We start from the raw sequence: 19,884 nt of genomic DNA, 5'->3' as shown, positions 1-19,884 counted from the left end.
GAAAATAAGATTTAATTCACAGCTAGTTCTTCTTGTTGCTTTGCTAAAGCATTAATATGTTTTTCTATAGCAGCAAGTACAATATCAAGTTGTTCGTAACTAATTACAGCTGGTGGCTCAAGACGAATAACTTTCGCATTGTTAATTGTTCCACTCACTAAAATCTTTTCACCGAATAAAAGTTTGGCTAACGTATAACCAAGTTCATTGCTCGTAAACTCCATTCCTATTAATAAACCAAGTCCACGGACTTCTTTTAGAACTTGTGGATATTGAGCCTGTATTTTACGAAGACGTTCTAAAATATAGTCACCTTTCTCTTCAGCTTGCTTTGGAATATCTTCTTCTAATATAGTCTTGATACCTGCGATAGCAGCTGAACAACATAGTGGGTTGCCACCAAACGTAGATGAACCTAATAAGAACGGATTTTCCTCCATCTTGTCCCATAGATGGTCGCGGGCTACCATAGCTGCTATTGGCATAACACCGCCACCTAATGCTTTACCAAGTGTCATAATATCAGGAACAACATCGAAATGATCCACGCCAAATAATGTACCTGTGCGTCCCATTCCTGTTTGTACTTCATCAACGATTAATAGACATTCATATTTATCACAGATTTCACGTAAACGTTTGAAATAACCTTTCGGAGCAAGGTTTACGCCACCTTCACCTTGGGTAGGTTCTACAATAATTCCAGCTACTGTTTCACCAGTTGCAATTAGTTTTTGAATAGCTGTTTCGACTGCATCTGCATCTCCAAACTCAACATGTTGAAATCCTGGTACTAAAGGCATATAAGGAGTACGGAACATTGCTTTACCTGAAGCAGATAAAGATCCGAATGTTTTTCCGTGGAAGCCATTTTCCATTGAAATAAAGCATTTTTTACCTGTAGCTAAACGAGCTAACTTTAATGCCATTTCATTGGCTTCCGTTCCACAGTTTACTAAGTAAGAATGTTGCAAGTCCCCTGGAGTAATTTCCGCAAGTAACTTTGATAAATAACCACGTAATGGATCAACCAACTCTTGGCTGTGAAGAGCATAGCGATCAATTTGTGATTTAACCGCATTTACAACATTTGGATGACGATGGCCTAATAAAAACACGCCATAGCCTCCCAAACAATCAATATATTCATCACCTTTTGTATCACGGAATACAGCACCTTCGCCGACCCACTCTACAACAGAGTAATCTGTAGATACCGATTTACGATTCTTTAAAATAGCTTCATTGACATAATGAGTAAAGTTATATACAGAATCCTCAACGATTTGTTTTTGCTCAGTTTCTGTAAGCGTTTTCTTTTCGATATATCCTAATATAGTATTAGCAGATTGTAATACTTCTTCTCGAGATTTTCTCATAAGATCACCTTTTCTTTTCTATTTAAAATTCAGCACTGTCATCGAAGTAATTAGCTTCTAAACACTCATACTCTAAAAATACTATTCTATTATTTTATGCATGTTTTAATTTGGCTAACAACCTCTCTCCTATTTAGGGAATTCATCTTATAGTGGTGTCTTAAATATCTAGTAATCAAAATTATAATAAAAATAGAAAATAATTACACTTGGCATAGTGTCAAGTCTTTATTAATCCTGAATTGACATTATGTCTAATCTATATCTATTTACATATTTTTTCTCAAACTTTAGAACTAATTTAAGTACATCACTTATAAGAACACTATAGTCAGGCTCCTTTTACAAAGAATCTATTAATTTAATATAAAATCTCGTATTTTTATCTGAAAGAACTAAAAGGGAAAATTTAGTGTGCTGCTGAGAGGCTCTCAGGCGAAATTAAATACTTTATTGATGAATAATAAGTCTATAAATCGGATTGAATCTATCAACAAAAATTATCCTAAAGAAAAACCGCCTGAACATTTTCAGGCGGTTTTTCTATTTGTACTTTACATGCTGTATAGTCTTCTCAATCTTAAGTAATACATCCAAATGCGAGTTGTATACGAGCTAAATAGTAGTATGCACAATAATAACATTAAGATAGTAATAACATTTGCTTGTGATTCTGCATCTGAAATAATACCATACATAAAGACCGAAAAGATAAAGGCTTGCAATATAATAAAAGGTACAAACATTAATGAATACGTAATAGCTATCTTTTTCACATATTTTAAATGAACAGATGGCTCATTGTGAATTTTCGGAATGAACTCGTCGTCTTTGTATTCACAACTCCATATCGCCCATTTTTGCAATGATGATTTTGACATGTATATATTCTTCCATCCAGCATCACGATGAAAGTTCGCATAATCGTCATTAGAAATACCTTGATATTCAGTGCAATAGCTAATTTTACGAGGTTCTCCTCTTAGAAAATAAAATACAATTCCTAATCGGTTTACTTTATAAAGATTGTACCCGCTTGCTTCCATTGATTCAAGCCACTGTTCAAGTTTATCTGGGGCATAAATCCATCCAGCATTTATTTTGGTTATTATTTTTCCTGATTTTTCTAATGCCTTTTCGTGATGTTGATTAATCTGGTTAATTGGTATTTCAGCTATAGTTTCATTTTCGTTAATGAGAAGTTGATTTGCACGATTGATTTTTATTATAGAATAAATAGCAAGTAAAAAAAGAATAATTAGAAGTCCTAATATTCCATACGTCACTATCCACATCGGACTTGATACCACTTCATATTCACCATTCTGAGGCGTGGCATCTATCATTATCATCATATTTGTCATAAAAAAAGTTAAAATGAAACAAATTAAACTCATATAAACATACATAATTTTTTTATTACGTCTAATACTACCTTCTCGTACCGGAGAGATTTTTACTTGATTTAAAGGTTTTTCATTTGCAACTATTAACCAGTGATTTTTCTGCGCTATTTGTATCCATCCTTCATTTAACAAAGTTTTAGATAAATAGATATTCTTACTCTTTTCATAAACAATTCGATACGTAGTTACTGTTGGCTTCCCTTTTTGAAAATAAAAATTACGTGTCCAAGTATTCACTTCTACTAAATGGTAGCCTTTTGCTGCCATTTTCATTAACCATTCTTCTGTTTTAATTAAGTCAAAACTCCAAAAGGGTCTAAATATCCTTAGCATTGAAATTCCTCCTCGAATGTTATTGCATTGTGGTGCAGCTCCTTTACTCTCTGAATCTCTGTTAAAATTAGTCTTCTTCCGATTTCAGTTATTTCGTAAACTGTTTTGCGATCTTCATCTGCAAAAACTATTATAACGCCATCCTTTTGCATTTTTGTTAAAGTTCCATAAACAGTACCAGAACCTAAACGAATACGTGAATTTGAAATATCTTCTACGTGTTTGACAATTCCATATCCGTGTCTTGGCTTTGAAAGTGAAAGTAGAATGTAAAAAGCAGTTTCCGTCATCGGTACATATTTTTTTAAGACCTTTTCAATATCCATTTAGATTACACCACCATCTCATCCCAATATGTGAATTTTCAGATATATCACATTGGAATATGTCATACTGCGACTATATCACGACGCGACATACTCAACAAGAAATATTTTACATTTTTACGTAAAATACGCAATAATACCAGTTAATAAAAACCTCTATGTTCGTTCCTTTATCAAAATTCTTGATGCTTTCAACAGCCCTTTATAATTCACTTTTAAAATAAAGAAAACCCTGACAATTATGTTCGTCAGAGCTTTCTTTATTTTATTATGAAAAGAGTATGTTGTTATTTTTTTGATGCAAATTCGGCATGATACCATTTCACAAAATTATCAACGACTATATCAAGAAACTGTTTTGTTGGCTCATGTACTAAATTACCTGATTGATCCATTTTCTCATGAACTTGACCTACAAAAACTTCATTTAATGGAAGAAGTGGTGAAGATACACCTGGTGAGAATAGTATATCGCGTAAATGAATCTGAGCACGTACTGTACCTAAAGTCCCCATTGAAGCTCCCATAATCCAAGATGGTTTGCCAATTAATACTTTTTCTCCTCGAGATAACCAGTCAATCGCATTTTTTAATACCCCAGGAATAGAATAATTATATTCTGGTGTTACCCAAAGTACAGCATCTGCTGAAGCAACTTGCTGTATAAAATCTTGCACTTCTTTAGATGGATTATTTTCTATATCTTGATTATAAAAAGGAAGATTATTAAGTTGAATAACTTCAATATCCAAGCAATGAGAATATGTTTTCTTCACATATTCTGCTAGTTTTAAATTATATGAATCCTTTCGATTACTACCTACTATAGCTGCTATTTTCATTATGATTACCCTCCATTTATGTTTTTAGTTGATATATCAACTAACTAAGCCGAAAATGCACGCCTAATTATGACTGACGTACATTTTGGCGAACTTTCAAAAGAAGTCTTTTTAATTCTACGCTCTCTTCTTCTGTAAACCCTTCACTTAACAAATTCTTTGTTGTGTTACTAATATACTCTATTTCATCATTAAGTGCTCTTCCCTCATCTGACAAAAAGACTTTTACTGAACGCTGATCTTGTGAACAAGGTTTTCGGTAAATAAATCCTTTTTTTTCTAAGCTAAGTAACATTCTTGTTATACTTGATTTGTCTTTATTCAATTGTTTCGCAATTTCATTCTGCGACAACCCTTCTTCTCTTAATAAAAGAGCCATAACAAGATGTTGCTCAGGAGCCAATTGAAGGATGCCTAGACGATTTTTTAAGTAATTGGTAATTTCCAAGTCAACTGTGTGTATAAGAACACCAATATGTTCCGTTATTCTAGAATCCATTGTAAGCCTCCTTTTAGTTGATATATCAACTATTCTGATACATATTGTATATAAGACAGATAAGTAAAGTCAATTTCTCTGCTTATCATTATAAAAGCCAACTCTAAATGAAAGTATAGAGCTGGCTTTTCGATTACATTGGTCTATCAAGTTGATATAAATTTGCATAACGAGAATTCGTCTGTAATAGATGATCATGTGTTCCTTCCATTTGTATATGACCATCTTCCAAGAAGATAATACGATTAATCTCTTCTACTCCGACTAAATGATGGGTAATCCATAATACTGTTTTACCATTTAGAGTTTTAAAAATCGTATTTAATAAATCCCTTTCGGTAATGGCATCCAGTCCAACAGTTGGTTCATCCAATATGACAATCGGTGTTTTTTGCAGCAATATTCTTGCTAAAGCAATTCGTTGGCGTTCACCACCGGAAAATCTACCACCTAGTTCACGCATACGAGTATTGTACCCATCAGGTAAAGAACTAATATAATCATGCATTTTCACTTGCTTTGCCGCTTCAATTACTTCTTCATCACTTGCTTTCGGATTACCTAAGCGAATGTTGTTCATGACTGTTGAATCGAAAAGATGTGGTTTTTGTTGTAAAACAGAAATAAGTTGAGCGATATCTTCTTTTAGTTTAGGAACAGGGATATCATTGATTGTAATTTGTCCACTTGTTGGTGTAATAGAACCTAGTAATAATTTCGCAAGTGTACTTTTACCAGCGCCACTTCTACCCAATAATGCCACACGGTCCCCTTGATTCAAAGTCATCGATACTCTATTTAGAATAGCTTTCGTTTCATTATTATAAGAAAAAGTAACATCGTTCAGCTCAACCGTCATATTCCTAGAGCTAAGTATTTCTTGTATACTATCATGGCTCGGTTCATCTTCAATATTTGTAGAGTCATTAATTTCATTTAATCGAGATAATGAATTTTCATAACTCGGCAAAGCACTAATGGCATCAGGTAATGGAGCAATTGCTTCAAGGAGCGGAAAAGCAACTAAAACAAATGCAGCAATCCATACATGATTAAATACATTACTATCCACACTACTACTAGCAAACCAAATCATGCTAATGATTAATAATGTGAAAACGAATTGAAATAAAAAGTTTCGTCTACGGCTAAATTGTGCTGTTTGATCTTCAAGTTCATCTTGAAGTTTTTCTTGTTCTTCATAGCTCTTTAAGAAATCTTCGTGTCTTCCACTGATTCTCCAATCACTAATTCCCATAACCGCATCTGCTAATGTACGATACAGATTGTTACGTGATTCTTTAATTTGTGCTTGTTTTGCTCTTGTAACAAGTAAAGATACAAGCGGGAACAGTACAATAAGTACGAAAAGAATAAGTAACATAGATAATGCAAAAGGAATCGAGAAAAAGCCTAAAGCAATTATACAAATTGTATATAAAATTAGCGCAACAATGCTTGGAAAAATCGTTTGTAAATATAAATTTTGCATATGCTCTAGGTCGTCAGCTAAAACACCTAATAAATCTCCTGTTGAATATCTTGATTTGAGAGTTAATGCTTGTTTCTCTAATCGTTGATATAATCTAACACGCATTGCGGAAAGAAATTTCAACACAACACTATGACTTGTTAGACGCTCTAAATAACGAAAGATGGGACGAGCAATACCAAATGTCCGAACAAGGACAATAGGAACATAAACCATAAGTATGTTTTCAGGAACTGTTGCTGATTTAGAAATTAAATAGCCTGATGTAAACATTAACGCACTTGCACTAAAGAATGTTAATGTTCCAAGGAGAAGAACAAGACAAAGCAATCGTTTATTTTGCTGTAAATATGGTTTAACCCATGAATCATACAGTGCACGATTCACGATACGATGTTTATTGTTCATGTCGCTCCCCCGTTCCGTGCATTTGTGCTTGAATTAAATTATGGTAATGTCCCTTTGAAGCAACTAATTCTTCATGTGTACCTATTTCAACAATTTCTCCGTGGTCCAATACAATAATTTGATCCATTTCCATCATCCAATGAAGTCGATGTGTCGCAAAGAACACAAGTCGATTTTCCAATAGTGGCAGCATATTGCTTTTAAGTTCCCACTCTGTTTCAATATCAAGATGAGCAGTTGGTTCATCAAATAAAAGAATTTTTCGTTTATCATCGAGAAAAGCTCGTGCCAACGCAATTCTTTGCTCTTGTCCACCACTTAATATTCGACCACTTTCTCCTATTTGCTCCTCATATCCATTTGGTAATGTAGCAATGACATCTGATAAACCCGCTCTTTCACTTGCTTTTTCGATATCTGCTTTCGAAGCATCAGGGGTATAAAAGGAGATGTTGTTTGCTACAGTATTATGAAAGATATAAGGATGTTGTGGAATATAAAGTAGTTGTTCTTGCCAGCTTGTTTCACTGAAATCATTAAGAGCTATGTCGTTAATACGAATACGACTTGAGTTTGGTTCACTAAATCCACCCAATATGTTTATTAAAGTAGATTTACCGGAACCGCTTGCTCCAATAATCCCGATTTTCCCATAACCTTTCCAAGAAAACGATAGGTTGTTCAAAGTTGGCTGATGTGCATCTTGATGTTGAAATGTTAAGTTTTCTACATCAATTTTAGATTCACTATTCCAGCATAATAATTTTGTAGAATTAGTTTGTTTCTTCTCAGGTAAATTGATAACATCACTAATAGCCTGAAATGCATTTTTACCATCAAGTGTTGCATGATAGTCTGTTCCAAATTCTCGAATTGGAACGAAATATTCAGGTGCTAAAATTAACACTGTTAAGGCAGGTAACAAAAACATGTGTTCTCCAATTAAGCCTAGACCTAAAAACAATGCCACAATAGCCACTGATAAACTTGAAAAGAAATCAAGTGCAAAAGTAGATAAAAAAGCAAATCTTAGAGTTCCCATTGTTGATTTACGATATCTTTCACTTACCTTTTGTATGTTGCGATCATATCGTTTACTCAATCCTAGTAAACGAAGAGTTTCTAAACCTCGTAAAGAATCAACAAAATGATTTGATAATAATTGATGTGATTCATATTGTGTATCTGCTTTTTTCTTTGCTGCTATTCCTAGAATCACCATAAAAATAAGTAACGTAGGCAAAACAAGTAATAGAATAATCGAAGAACGAACATCTAATGTTAAAGTATAGACGAAAATCATAATCGGAATAATAACCATATTCATTACTTTAGGAAGAAATAACTTTAAGTAAGTTTCAAGTTGAGAAACCCCTTCTAGAGCCATCGTTACTAAATGACCAGTTCCTTCTTTTTCTGTAATAGTAGGTCCTAAAATAAACAATTTATTTGTGAATTTCTGACGAATCATTGATCCAGTATGTGATGCATATGTATGCATCTGCTTCTCTCTCCAAAGAATGATGATTTGTTTTGCTAAATAAAAAGTCACAAATAAAAGGATAGGAAGAAGCTGTAAAGAAAGCTTCTCCCCATTAAAAAGATTTGTGACTGTAATAGCCAAATATTTAGCTTGGAATATAATCATTACTCCTTGCAAAATCGCCATAATCGTCAGGAAAGTCATAATACCTTTAAATCCTTTTAATTGAAATAACGATTTATCGATCATTTATGATTCACCGTTTCTTTGTCACTAATACGTTTACGGAAAACATAGTAGCTCCAGATTTGGTATCCTAACACAAATGGAAGTAACGTAAGTGAAATTTTTGTCATTAATGATAATGTGTAATGTCCACTAGCTGCATTATTTATTGTTAAGTTATATGCAGTATCAAGAGAACTAATCATTACCCTTGGGAATAAACCGACGAATAACATAATAACTGTAAGTGCGATTGTTAAACCAGACATTGTAAATGCCCAACCTTCTTTGCGTTTATTCGCAAATAGCAAGCCAAGTACTGCTGTAATAACAATTGCAACTAAAAATACTGGTGTTGCAACAGGACGAGCATCGAATAAATCAGTTTGTGTGTAAGTTAACACAGCGAATGCTACAAGTCCTACAAATAGAATGATATACACTTTATTTAATAATTTGATTGCTCGGTCATGAACATTCCCCATTGTTCTTAATCCAATGAATGTCAAACCATGAATCAATGTTAATAGAACAACGGCAACGCCACCAACAACAGAGTATAAATTCACATAATCTGTGAAACCACCCCATAAAGTCATTGTTTCATCAATCGGCATACCTTGTACTAAACTAGTGAATAGAACTCCTAGAATGAATGGAGCACCTACACTACCGATAAAAATCAACCAATGCCACATGTTCTTCCACTTACTATTTAAAGCATGATGAGAATATTCAATACCTACACCACGTGCAATTAAAAATAGTAAGAAGAACACAAACGGAATGTAGTAACCACTAAACATAGTTGCGTACCAGTGTGGGAATGCAGCGAAAATAGCTCCACCAGCTGTTAGTAACCAAACTTCATTCGCATCCCAGAAAGGCCCAATTGTTTTTAAAAGTTGATCACGTTCTGCTTCATTTTTTGCAATTAATCGAGTAGACATACCTACACCAAAATCAAAACCTTCGAGAAAGAAAAATCCAACAAATAATACGGCGACAAGAATAAACCAAAGTTCATTTAAGGTCATTGTTCAAACGCCTCCTTGTTCAATAACTCAACACTGTCGTCTTTATGATTAGGAGGATATGGCCCTTTTTTCGAAACTTTCACAACCATATAAACCATGATAATTCCTAGGATTAAATAAGATCCACAGAATGCAATTATAGAAAACCATAATGAGCCAGCTGTAACGTTTGGAGAAACAGATTGAGCTGTTGTATATAATCCCATGACTGTCCATGGTTGACGACCAATCTCAGTCATTATCCACCCAGCAGAATTAGCGATAGGTGGTAAAACGATAGCTGCTACTGCTAATTTTAATAACCAACGTTTTTTCAATAATGAATCACGTTTCATAAATACAAGAGAAAGAAGTGAAATAACAATCATTATTCCTCCGAATATAGCCATGATACGGAAGCTCCAATATACGGTTTCTACATGAGGAATATAGTTTATGTCTTCTCCAAATTGTTTTTCATATTTTGCTTGTAATGTTTTCATACCTTCTACAGAGCCCTCAAACTTGTTATAAGCTAAGAAGCTAAGTATATATGGAATTTCAAGTGACCACTCATTTTTCATTTCTTCTGAATTTATATTAGCAATTGCAGACCAAGAAGCTGGATCGCCACTATCTTCCCATAGACCTTCACTTGCTGCCATCTTCATTGGTTGTGTATCCATTAAATATTGTGCTTGTGAGTGTCCACTGAATGCGATACCAATACCACTAATCAGTGAGATAATCATTGCAATTTTAAAAGATTTATGGAAGAATTCAATATTTTGTTTTTTCAATAGTTTATAAGCACTAATACCACCAACAAGTAACCCAGCAGTTGCTAAAGCTCCCATGACCACATGTGGGAATTCAACTAACAATTGTCCATTTTTAACAAGAGCCATAAAGTCATTTAACACTGGTTTACCATCAACAATTTTAATTCCTACAGGATGTTGCATAAAAGAGTTAGCTGCTAATATCCATAGCGCTGATAATAATGTACCTATTGATACCATCCAAGCGGAAAAAGCAATAACCCATTTCGGTAGTTTTTCACGACCGAAAATCCAAATTCCAATAAAAGTTGATTCCATAAAGAATGCAAGTAATGCTTCAATTGCGAGTGGTGCTCCAAATACATCTCCTACAAATCGAGAGTATTCAGACCAGTTCATACCAAACTGGAATTCTTGTAAAATCCCTGTTACTACACCAATAGCGAATGAGAGCAAAAATATTTTTCCCCAAAACTTAGACATTTCTAGATAAATCTTTTTCTTCTTAACAACATACAGTGTTTCCATAATTGCAACTATAAAAATTGTTCCGATTGACATTGGTACGAATAAAAAGTGGAAAATTGTCGTAGCTGCATACTGAAAACGGGCTAAATCAAGTACATCCATGTTGTATCTCCTCCTTCTTCAGCTAGTATACAAACGATGATTTTAAATGAAACTTTTGTTCAATCATTCACAATTTCAAGACGATTATGTGACAGTTTGTAAAATGTTGAACATAATGTAATGAAACTAAAAGATATATTTTTTATTCATAACTCGTTTTAGTTTGATTTCATTTTATATTTCGAAATCATCCCCCTCAACAACTATTCTATTGCTAAAATTCATATTTTTCTATACCTATACCCTCTATGTAGGAAGATAGACAAAATTATAAGAAAATAATTAAAATTCAGGGCAAAAAATTTGATTTTGTTATTTATCTATAGTAATAATAATTATTTTATAGTAATTATTACTATTTTTTCTTATACAAAAAAACCGCTTAACACTAGCTTAAGCGGTTTTTTACACTAATTTAGAATGGTCGATCCATTTGATATAGATTAGCATATCTTTCATTTGTTTGTAACAATTCTTCATGCGTCCCCTTCATTTGAACCCTACCATCTTCCATAAAAACAATTTGGTTCATTCTTTCAACACCAGCTAAATGATGAGTAATCCAAATTAATGTTTTACCCTGAAGGTTTCTAAAGATTGTTTCTATTAACTCTCGTTCAGTTACAGCATCAAGTCCAACTGTTGGTTCATCCAAAATGACGATTGGTGTTTGTTGTAGAAGAATTCTTGCTAAAGCAATTCTTTGTCTTTCTCCACCAGAGAATCTTCCACCCAATTCACGCATTCTCGTATGATATCCTTCAGGAAGTGAGCTAATATAATCATGCATTTGGACTTGTTTTGCGGCTTCTATTACATCCTCATCAGATGCTTTTGGATTTCCAAGTCGAATATTATTCATTACCGTTGTATCAAATAAGTGTGGCTTTTGCTGTAAAACTGCAATAAATTTATTGATTTCATCATGGAGTTTTTCAACTGAAGCTTTATTTATAGTTACTGTTCCACTTGTTGGTGAAACAGCGTTTAGTAATAGCTTTACAATTGTACTTTTTCCTGCTCCACTTTTACCGAGAAGAGCTATTTGTTCTCCTTGGTAGACATGTAATGAAAAATCATTTAAAACTAGTTCTTCATCATACGCAAAAGAAACATCTTTTAATTCAATTGTTAACGACTCCTGCATCATTAACTCGTCAACAGTTTGTTGGTTGAAACTATTTTGTATAGAAGGCTTATGTTCAATATTATTCATTCGATGCAATGAATTTTCATAGCTTGGTAATTGGCTTATTGCATCTGGAATTGGTGCAAAAGCTTCAATGATTGGAAAAACAACTAAAACAAAAGCAGCAATCCAAACATGATCGAATATATTTGCATCTGCACTATTGCTAGCGAACCATATCATGACAATAATGATAATGGTAACGACTATTTGGAATAAGAAATTTCGCCCACGATTAAATCGTTCCATTTCAGCTTCTAACTGATCTTGTTTGTTTTCTTGTTGTTCGTAACTTTTCAGAAAATCTTCTTGTCTTCCACTAATTTTCCAATCACTAATCCCCATAACTGCATCGCCTAGTCTTTTATATAACTCATTACGTGCTTGTTTTGTTTGAGTTTGTTTTTGTCTAATTACTAGTAAGGATACTAATGGAAAGAGCACTACTAGAACAAATAAAAATAGAGCCATTAATAAAGCAAATGGTATTGAGAAAAATCCTAACGCAATTACTGCTAATACGTAGAGAATCACCGCAATTACGCTTGGAAATATAGTTTTCAAGTAAAGATTTTGCATTTGCTCTAAATCATCTGCTAGGACACCAAGTAAATCGCCAGTTGAAAAACGAGACTTTAATGATAAAGCTTGTACTTCTAATTTTTGATATAAGCGAACGCGCATACGAGACAAAAACTTCAAAACAAGATTATGACTTGTTAGTCGTTCTAAGTAACGAAAAACAGGTCTAGCAATACCAAAAGTTCTTACAAGAACAATTGGTACATATACTAATAAAATATTTTCTGGTCTTGTCGCAGATTTGGATATTAAATATCCAGAAGTAAACATTAAAGCACTTGCACAAAAGAAGGTTAAAGTACCGAGGAGTAACACAAGACAAAGCAACTTTTTGTTTTGCTGTAAATAGGGTTTTACCCATGAATCATTCAAGACAGCTCTTAATGTACGAATTGTTTTAGTCATGTTGTTCCTCCGTTCCATGCATTTGTGCTTGTATTAATTGTTTGTAATAACCGTTTCCTTGTAGTAACTGTTCATGTTTACCTGTTTCTATAATTTCTCCATGATTCATTACAATGATATAATCCATCTCCATCATCCAATGAAGGCGATGGGTTGCAAAGAATACAAGTCGATTTTCTAATAATGGAAGGATATTCTGTTTTAATTCCCATTCCGTTTCAATGTCTAAATGTGCAGTTGGTTCATCAAAGAGTAGAATTTTTCGGGTATCATCGAGAAATGCACGCGCTAAAGCAATTCTTTGCTCCTGCCCACCACTTAATACTCGACCACTTTCTCCTATTGATTCCTCTAATCCGTTAGGTAATGCTTGGATTACCTTGGTTAACCCAGCACGTTCACAAGCTGCTTTAATTTCTTCATTAGATGCATCAGGTGTATAGAAAGCAACATTTTTTGCTACTGTATCATTGAAAATATACGGATGTTGTGGAATATATAGAATTTGCTCTTGCCACTTTTGATGATCAAATCCATTCATTGTAACTTCATTAAGCTGAATATTAGCTGTTGTTGGATGTGCAAAACCACCCAAAACATTAATTAAGGTAGATTTTCCAGCTCCACTTGCTCCGATAATCCCGATTTTTCCGAAACCTTTCCATGCAAATGAAAGATTTTTTAATGAATGCTGACTAGATTCGTTATATTGTAGAGATAAATTAGACACTTGTAAGCTTGCTTCTTCATTCCATTTAGGAATTGACATATCATTCTGCTTTTCTTGCTCGGGTAAGGAGATGATACGATTAATGGCTTGTAATGCATTTTTTCCATCAAGTGTCGCATGATAATCTGTTCCAAAATCACGTATCGGCAAGAAATATTCTGGTGCTAATATTAAAACAGTGAGCGCTGGTAAAAGCATCATCTCACCGTTAATCAAGCCTAAGCCAAGAAATAAGGCAACGATTGCTACTGCTAAACTAGAAAAGAAATCTAGAGCAAATGTAGAAAGAAAAGCAAAACGTAATGTACCCATAGTTGATTTACGATAACGCTCACTTACATCGCCTATATTACGATCATAACGTTTACTTAGTCCTAACAAACGTAGGGTTTCTAAGCCTCTTAAAGAATCAACAAAATGATTAGAAAGTGTACGATATGTTTCATATTGTTTATCAGCTTTCTTTTGAGCTGCAATACCTAGAATAACCATAAAGAATAGTAATGTTGGCAATACAATTAGCAAAATCAAAGCAGATTTTACATCTAATAGTAGTGTATAAGCAAAGACCATTACCGGAATAACGACCATATTCGTTATTTTCGGAATAAACAGTTTTATGTATGTTTCGATTTGTGTAATTCCTTCTAAAGCCATAGTTACAAGGTTGCCAGTACCTTCAATTTCGGTAACATTCGGACCTAACTTAAATAATTTCTTCGTAAACTGCTGACGAATACTTGAACCAGCATCAGAAGCGAAAGTAGCCATTTTTTTGTCACGTACTTTTGTTAGGAACTGTCTTCCCAAATAAAATAATGAGAATAAGAATATAGGGAGTAGCTGTAAAGACAGCTTCTCCCCATTAAATAAATTTGTAATAGTAATAGCTAAATACTTCGCCTGAAATATAATAGCCAAACCTTGTAATACGGAAATGAAAAACAACAAAACAAATGTAATCTTAAAGCCTTTTAGCTTAAATAATGATTTGTCCATCATTCATAATTCACCGAATCCTTATGACTAATACGCTTGCGGAAAACGTAGTAGCTCCAAATTTGATAACCTAAAACAAATGGTAATAACGTACAAGCAATCTTTGTCATTAAAGAAAGTGTATATTGACCACTTGCTGCGTTCATAACTGTTAAGTTGTATGCTGGATCAATTGAACTAATCATTACACGTGGGAATAATCCAACGAATAGCATAGCAACTGTTAATACAATCGTGATACCTGACATTGTAAATGCCCAGCCTTCTTTACGTTTATTAGCAAAGATAAAGCCAAGAACAGCGGCTAAAACTATACCAACAAGAAATACCGGAGTAGCTACAGGACGAACTGTGAATAAATCTGTATAAATGTAAGTTAATACTGCAAATAGTACAAGCCCAGCAAATAACGCCATATATACTTTGTTTAACAGAGCAAGAGCACGTGTGTGAACAGGGCCTTCTGTACGTAATCCAATGAATGTTAAACCATGAACAAGCGTTAACAATACAACGGCAATACCACCAACAACAGAGTATACATTCACATAATCACTAAATGTTGCCCATAAAGTCATGTTTTCGTCAATAGGCATTCCTCGTAAAATACTTGTAAATAAAACACCAAGTAAGAATGGAGCAAGAATGCTTCCTCCAAAAATCAACCAATGCCAAATGTTCTTCCACTTTTCATTAATAGGGTGATGACTATACTCAATCCCTACTCCACGAGCAATTAATGCTAACAAGAAGAAAACAAATGGAATGTAATAACCACTGAACATTGTTGCGTACCAATGTGGGAAAGCTGCAAAGATTGCTCCCCCTGCCGTTAACAACCATACTTCATTTGCATCCCAGAAAGGTCCAATCGTGTTAATGAGCTGATCTCTTTCTTTAGGATTACGTGCAATTAAACGTGTTGACATTCCTACACCAAAATCAAAACCTTCTAGAAAGAAGAAACCGATAAACAATACGGCAACAAGGATAAACCAAATTTCATTTAATGTCATTGTCCGAATGCCTCCTTGCTTAATAAGTCTACGTCTTCCTCTTCACCATTCTTATCTTGCTCGTAAGGTCCTTTTTTCACTAGACGAATTACCATATAAACCATAATTCCTCCAAGAATTAAGTAAGAGCCACAGAACATAATGATTGAGAATAATAATTCTCCAGCCGATACGTTTGGCGAAACTGATTGCGCTGTTGTATATAATCCAAATACAGTCCAAGGTTGACGACCAATTTCTGTCATAATCCAACCAGCTGTATTTGCAATGAATGGGAATGGAATCATCCATACCAACGCTTTTAAGAACCAAGGCTTATTGTTAAGTGTTTGTCTTTTATTGAAAAATAATGCAGCAATTGCAAGAAGAATCATTACACCACCAATAGCTGCCATTACACGGAAGCTCCAGAATACAGCTTCTACAGGAGGAATATAGTTAACTCCTTCTCCATATAATTTTTCATATGTTGCTTGTATCGTTTTCATACCTTCAACCGAGCCTTCGAATGAATCATATGCTAATAAACTAAGCAAAAACGGAATTTCGATTGACCAGTTATTTTTCATTTCTTCTGGATCCATATCAGCAATTAATGCCCATGAAGCAGGATCCCCACTATCTTCCCATAATGCTTCACTTGCAGCCATCTTCATTGGCTGTGAAGTCATAAGGTGTTGAGCTTGTGCATGTCCACTTGCTCCAATACCAATTCCACTCACTAATGCGATAATCATAGCAATAACGAATGAACGTTGGAAAAATTCCATATTGCGTTTTCTTAAGATATTAAAAGCACTAATTCCACCTACAACAAATGCTCCAGTTGCTAACGCACCAAAAACAGTATGCGGAAATTCTACTAGTAATTGTGGATTCGTAAGTAAAGCCATAAAGTCATTTAATACTGGCTTACCATTTACAATTTCAATACCTACAGGCTCTTGCATGAAAGAGTTAGCTGCTAAAATCCAAAGTGCAGATAACATAGTTCCAATTGAAACCATCCAAGCAGAGAATGCCATTACCCACTTAGGTAACTTGTCTCGTCCAAAAATCCAAATACCAATGAAAGTCGATTCGATAAAGAATGCTAATAATGCTTCAATAGCAAGTGGAGCACCAAATACATCTCCTACAAATCGTGAGTACTCAGACCAGTTCATTCCGAATTGGAATTCTTGTAAAATCCCGGTTACTACTCCTATCGCAAACGATAGCAAGAATATTTTCCCCCAGAATTTTGCCATGTCTAAATAAATTTTCTTTTTCTTGATTACATATAAAGTTTCCATAATGGCTACGATAAAAATGGTACCAATTGACAATGGTACAAATAAGAAGTGGAAAATAGTTGTAGCTGCATATTGGAAACGAGCTAAGTCAAGAACATCCATCATGTAATTCCTCCTTCATAGATCAGTTGCAAATTGTTCAACATAATAATCATTGAAAGTTTGCTTCAGTAACCTAGTTGTTCATTTATTCACAAATAATCGTATTTTCTTAAAACTCGTTTTTACAATTCAATAATATCCATTTGTTTATCATAGTGGATATGTTATTAACTGAAATAAAAAAAGAGATTCAAACAACTGTCTCATTACTACCTAGACGATTATAACACTTAAATAAGTATAATAACTTTATTAGAATAATTTTAATTGTGAACTTTTTATGAAAAATTCAGAAGATAACTTAAAAAATACAATGAAATAATTATGACGATAAACATTTTATTATATCTATATAACTTAATACAAATAATTTGCCCTAGAAATTTTTATGTATAGTTGGTAATTTGCTCTTTAGTCACCATACTTTATCATCGCGTACTAACTTTTATTAAAATAAAAAGCAAGCTTCTTCAGTTATTCACCGAAGAGGCTTGCTTGTTCCTTATCTAATTTTTCATATATTATCTACGTTCTTCAGCATATTCTTTTAATGCAATCCACGTTCTATTTTGTTGAACTTGAACTGCTACAGGATGCTGAAAAAATGAAGAAAGATTCGCTTCTGTTAATTGCTCTTGTGTTGCACCTTGAGAGAACACTTCACCTTCCCTCATTAAAAGAGAGTGTGTAAAGCATGGTAAAATTTCCTCAACATGGTGCGTTACATAAATCAAAGTCGGTCCACTTGGATTTTCAGCAATCTTTTCAATATATTTAAGCAATTGCTCCCGCGCTATTAAATCGAGACCGTTACATGGTTCATCTAATATAAGTAGTTTAGGAGAAGACATTAATGCTCGGGCGATTAATACTCTTTGACGTTCTCCTTGCGATATTACACCATAATTTTGGAACTGTAACTTTTCACAATTTAACATTCGCAAAATAGATTTAGCGTGTTCAATTTCATTATTTTCCACATGTTCATATAGACCAATGGAAGCAAATTTTCCACTTAACACAACTTCTAATACAGTATCTGTTTCGTTAAATTTCTGTTGAATAGAAGAGCTAACCCACCCAATCTCTTTACGAAGCTCAGGAATATTCGTTTGACCGAACAAATTCCCTAGTACTTCTACCTTTCCTTTCATTGGCCATATGTATCCATTAATAACATTCAATAGAGTTGTTTTTCCAGAGCCATTCAAGCCTAGCAAACACCAATGTTCTCCTTTGTTCACACTCCAAGAAACATTCTTTAAAATATCTTTATTGTTTCGTGAAAAGATAACATTTTCTACATTAATCATTTTATTCTCCTCCAGAAAATCAATACAATCATGATTATTTTTTAAATTTTTAGACTTCTCACCACAATAGTATACTACCTTCATATATATACTATCATTTTTTATAAAAAAAAATCAGTACATGTGATATCGTTCCACGTGTACTGATTTTCGTAAAATCAATTAAAGATTATTAATAAACTCTCTAACAGCATCAGCTGTTTTTGCATTCGCACTATGTAAATGAGCTAATTTTTCACCATTTTTAAATACTAATAACGATGGAATACCCATTACGCTTTGCTCTTCAGAGATTTCAGGGAATTCATCGTGATCAATCATAAACCAGTTTTTATCTTGGTTTTCAGCAGTTATTTCATCGATAAACATATCAAGACGTTTACAGTCAGGGCACCAAGTTGTTGTAAAAATACCAACAGTTAATTGATCTTGATTGATTTCATTATAATAATCTTGTTTTTCTTTAATTTGTTTCATCATCATTTCCTCCATGTTTTTCTAATCGGTTTAAATGAAAAGATACTATATACCTTAATACGTATTATACCTTTTATTATTGTATCTATCATGCCTTTTGACTTGGTTAGTTTTAACAAGGAGCTATTTGTTAATACTATTTTTTCTTACGTCCACCATACATATTTGAACCAGAACCTCCTAATTGTTCATTTCGAAAACGGATACTATCTGTATTTGGAGTCCTCTCATATTGAAATTTATCTGCATTTGAAAAATCTATATGAATCTGTTCTTCTATACTATTAAGGCTGGTAGACTGTTTGGAAATCAAAGCTTCTCCATTCTTAGTTGCATTATGTTCTTGAATGATTTGTTCTACTTCATCATGCTTTCCAGCTAAAGTCAGTTGAGTTATGAGCTCTGCTAAATTTTTCGCTTTATTATAATCTTTATTGATTTTATTTTTTTTTCGAGTACTCACAAATAATCACATCACTTACTCTTCATTCATTTATTCCAACCATGTGTTTGGATATGCTAAATCTAATTGATCGATTATAAACTGAAAAAATCATTTATCTTATTATTTATTGCTATACTAGTTTTAAAATACTTAAATATCCTTAAAAATACAAGACTTTTATATAGCGATTATACAAATTAATTGTTCAGTACTTTTTTGATAAGTAATGGGCAAAGTGAGCTGGCAATTATAGCAGCAATATTACTCCATTTCATTTTGAAGACAATATAATACACAACTGAGCTACATATAAGATCGATTAAGAGGAATTGCTTTATTTCTGATTTATGTACGTTGAAAAAAACCACACGAGGTATTTTTAACATGCTCCATTTCCTCCCTCTATAACAGACAGATAGTTCACTGTATGCCCAATTTTCTTATTTAATTAGTGCTATTTTGGTAAAAGTATGGATAATTTTCTTGGTGACTATTTTTTAACTCTATTGA

At 33.5% G+C, this 19,884-nt stretch carries 16 protein-coding genes; all 16 read right to left on the bottom strand.

Annotated features, from left to right (window positions below; all coding sequences use genetic code 11):
• Positions 1–11: 11 nt before the first annotated feature.
• Positions 12–1,379 (bottom strand): putrescine aminotransferase, encoded by a 1,368-nt coding sequence (locus TX86_RS07800; RefSeq protein WP_042347757.1) that lies wholly within the window; start codon positions 1,377–1,379, stop codon positions 12–14.
• Between the two features lie 554 nt (positions 1,380–1,933).
• Positions 1,934–3,118, bottom strand: coding sequence for a DUF2812 domain-containing protein (locus TX86_RS07795; RefSeq protein WP_042347756.1), 1,185 nt, complete (start codon positions 3,116–3,118; stop codon positions 1,934–1,936).
• Complete coding sequence (locus TX86_RS07790; RefSeq protein WP_042347754.1) at positions 3,112–3,444, bottom strand: PadR family transcriptional regulator; 333 nt, start codon at positions 3,442–3,444, stop codon at positions 3,112–3,114. Before TX86_RS07790 ends, TX86_RS07795 begins: the two co-directional genes overlap by 7 nt.
• Before the next feature lie 287 nt (positions 3,445–3,731).
• Complete coding sequence (locus tag TX86_RS07785; protein WP_042347752.1) at positions 3,732–4,286, bottom strand: NADPH-dependent FMN reductase; 555 nt, start codon at positions 4,284–4,286, stop codon at positions 3,732–3,734.
• 67 nt (positions 4,287–4,353) lie between these two features.
• A complete protein-coding gene (locus TX86_RS07780; protein ID WP_042347750.1) occupies positions 4,354–4,785 on the bottom strand; it encodes a MarR family winged helix-turn-helix transcriptional regulator in 432 nt (143 codons plus the stop codon).
• A 133-nt stretch (positions 4,786–4,918) separates the two neighbouring features.
• Entirely contained in the window at positions 4,919–6,685 is a 1,767-nt protein-coding gene (gene cydC, locus TX86_RS07775) for a thiol reductant ABC exporter subunit CydC (protein ID WP_042347747.1), read from the bottom strand.
• Entirely contained in the window at positions 6,675–8,414 is a 1,740-nt protein-coding gene (gene cydD, locus TX86_RS07770) for a thiol reductant ABC exporter subunit CydD (protein WP_154663135.1), read from the bottom strand. Before cydD (TX86_RS07770) ends, cydC (TX86_RS07775) begins: the two co-directional genes overlap by 11 nt.
• Complete coding sequence (gene cydB / locus TX86_RS07765; protein WP_042347742.1) at positions 8,414–9,430, bottom strand: cytochrome d ubiquinol oxidase subunit II; 1,017 nt, start codon at positions 9,428–9,430, stop codon at positions 8,414–8,416. Before cydB (TX86_RS07765) ends, cydD (TX86_RS07770) begins: the two co-directional genes overlap by 1 nt.
• Positions 9,427–10,821, bottom strand: coding sequence for a cytochrome ubiquinol oxidase subunit I (locus tag TX86_RS07760; RefSeq protein WP_042347740.1), 1,395 nt, complete (start codon positions 10,819–10,821; stop codon positions 9,427–9,429). Before TX86_RS07760 ends, cydB (TX86_RS07765) begins: the two co-directional genes overlap by 4 nt.
• 415 nt (positions 10,822–11,236) lie before the next feature.
• A complete protein-coding gene (gene cydC, locus TX86_RS07755; protein ID WP_042347737.1) occupies positions 11,237–12,997 on the bottom strand; it encodes a thiol reductant ABC exporter subunit CydC in 1,761 nt (586 codons plus the stop codon).
• The gene (gene cydD, locus TX86_RS07750) at positions 12,990–14,726 is read right to left on the bottom strand and encodes a thiol reductant ABC exporter subunit CydD (RefSeq protein WP_154663134.1); all 1,737 of its coding nucleotides are present in this window, start codon (positions 14,724–14,726) and stop codon (positions 12,990–12,992) included. Before cydD (TX86_RS07750) ends, cydC (TX86_RS07755) begins: the two co-directional genes overlap by 8 nt.
• Positions 14,726–15,742, bottom strand: a complete 1,017-nt coding sequence (cydB, locus tag TX86_RS07745; RefSeq protein ID WP_042347733.1) for a cytochrome d ubiquinol oxidase subunit II — start codon at positions 15,740–15,742, stop codon at positions 14,726–14,728. Before cydB (TX86_RS07745) ends, cydD (TX86_RS07750) begins: the two co-directional genes overlap by 1 nt.
• On the bottom strand, positions 15,739–17,139 hold the full coding sequence (locus TX86_RS07740; protein ID WP_042350302.1) for a cytochrome ubiquinol oxidase subunit I: 1,401 nt from the start codon (positions 17,137–17,139) through the stop codon (positions 15,739–15,741). The genes cydB (TX86_RS07745) and TX86_RS07740 overlap by 4 nt, the downstream gene beginning before the upstream one ends.
• 521 nt (positions 17,140–17,660) lie before the next feature.
• Positions 17,661–18,452 carry an ABC transporter ATP-binding protein gene (locus TX86_RS07735; RefSeq protein WP_042347732.1) on the bottom strand — a complete coding sequence of 264 codons (792 nt, stop codon included), beginning with the start codon at positions 18,450–18,452 and terminating at the stop codon, positions 17,661–17,663.
• A 162-nt stretch (positions 18,453–18,614) separates the two neighbouring features.
• Positions 18,615–18,929: a thioredoxin family protein gene (locus TX86_RS07730; RefSeq protein ID WP_042347730.1), complete on the bottom strand. Its 315-nt coding sequence runs from the start codon at positions 18,927–18,929 to the stop codon at positions 18,615–18,617.
• A 136-nt stretch (positions 18,930–19,065) separates the two neighbouring features.
• Entirely contained in the window at positions 19,066–19,392 is a 327-nt protein-coding gene (locus TX86_RS07725; protein WP_042347728.1) for a hypothetical protein, read from the bottom strand.
• Positions 19,393–19,884: the final 492 nt, after the last annotated feature.

The sequence above is a fragment of the Bacillus massiliigorillae genome, from assembly GCF_000380245.2.
Taxonomy (GTDB): domain Bacteria; phylum Bacillota; class Bacilli; order Bacillales; family DSM-1321; genus Bacillus_AD; species Bacillus_AD massiliigorillae.
Note: the sequence above shows the minus strand (reverse complement) of the source record. Positions and strands in the feature narration are given on the sequence as shown.

Excerpts from the sequence above, each read along its gene's own strand:
- TX86_RS07735 (WP_042347732.1), bottom strand. The coding sequence starts at position 18,452 with ATGATTAATGTAGAAAATGTTATCTTTTCACGAAACAATAAAGATATT.
- TX86_RS07740 (WP_042350302.1), bottom strand. The coding sequence starts at position 17,139 with ATGGATGTTCTTGACTTAGCTCGTTTCCAATATGCAGCTACAACTATT.
- cydC (WP_042347747.1), bottom strand. The coding sequence starts at position 6,685 with ATGAACAATAAACATCGTATCGTGAATCGTGCACTGTATGATTCATGG.
- cydB (WP_042347733.1), bottom strand. The coding sequence starts at position 15,742 with ATGACATTAAATGAAATTTGGTTTATCCTTGTTGCCGTATTGTTTATC.
- TX86_RS07785 (WP_042347752.1), bottom strand. The coding sequence starts at position 4,286 with ATGAAAATAGCAGCTATAGTAGGTAGTAATCGAAAGGATTCATATAAT.
- TX86_RS07760 (WP_042347740.1), bottom strand. The coding sequence starts at position 10,821 with ATGGATGTACTTGATTTAGCCCGTTTTCAGTATGCAGCTACGACAATT.
- cydC (WP_042347737.1), bottom strand. The coding sequence starts at position 12,997 with ATGACTAAAACAATTCGTACATTAAGAGCTGTCTTGAATGATTCATGG.
- TX86_RS07780 (WP_042347750.1), bottom strand. The coding sequence starts at position 4,785 with ATGGATTCTAGAATAACGGAACATATTGGTGTTCTTATACACACAGTT.
- cydD (WP_154663134.1), bottom strand. The coding sequence starts at position 14,726 with ATGGACAAATCATTATTTAAGCTAAAAGGCTTTAAGATTACATTTGTT.
- TX86_RS07730 (WP_042347730.1), bottom strand. The coding sequence starts at position 18,929 with ATGAAACAAATTAAAGAAAAACAAGATTATTATAATGAAATCAATCAA.
- TX86_RS07800 (WP_042347757.1), bottom strand. The coding sequence starts at position 1,379 with ATGAGAAAATCTCGAGAAGAAGTATTACAATCTGCTAATACTATATTA.
- TX86_RS07795 (WP_042347756.1), bottom strand. The coding sequence starts at position 3,118 with ATGCTAAGGATATTTAGACCCTTTTGGAGTTTTGACTTAATTAAAACA.
- cydB (WP_042347742.1), bottom strand. The coding sequence starts at position 9,430 with ATGACCTTAAATGAACTTTGGTTTATTCTTGTCGCCGTATTATTTGTT.
- TX86_RS07790 (WP_042347754.1), bottom strand. The coding sequence starts at position 3,444 with ATGGATATTGAAAAGGTCTTAAAAAAATATGTACCGATGACGGAAACT.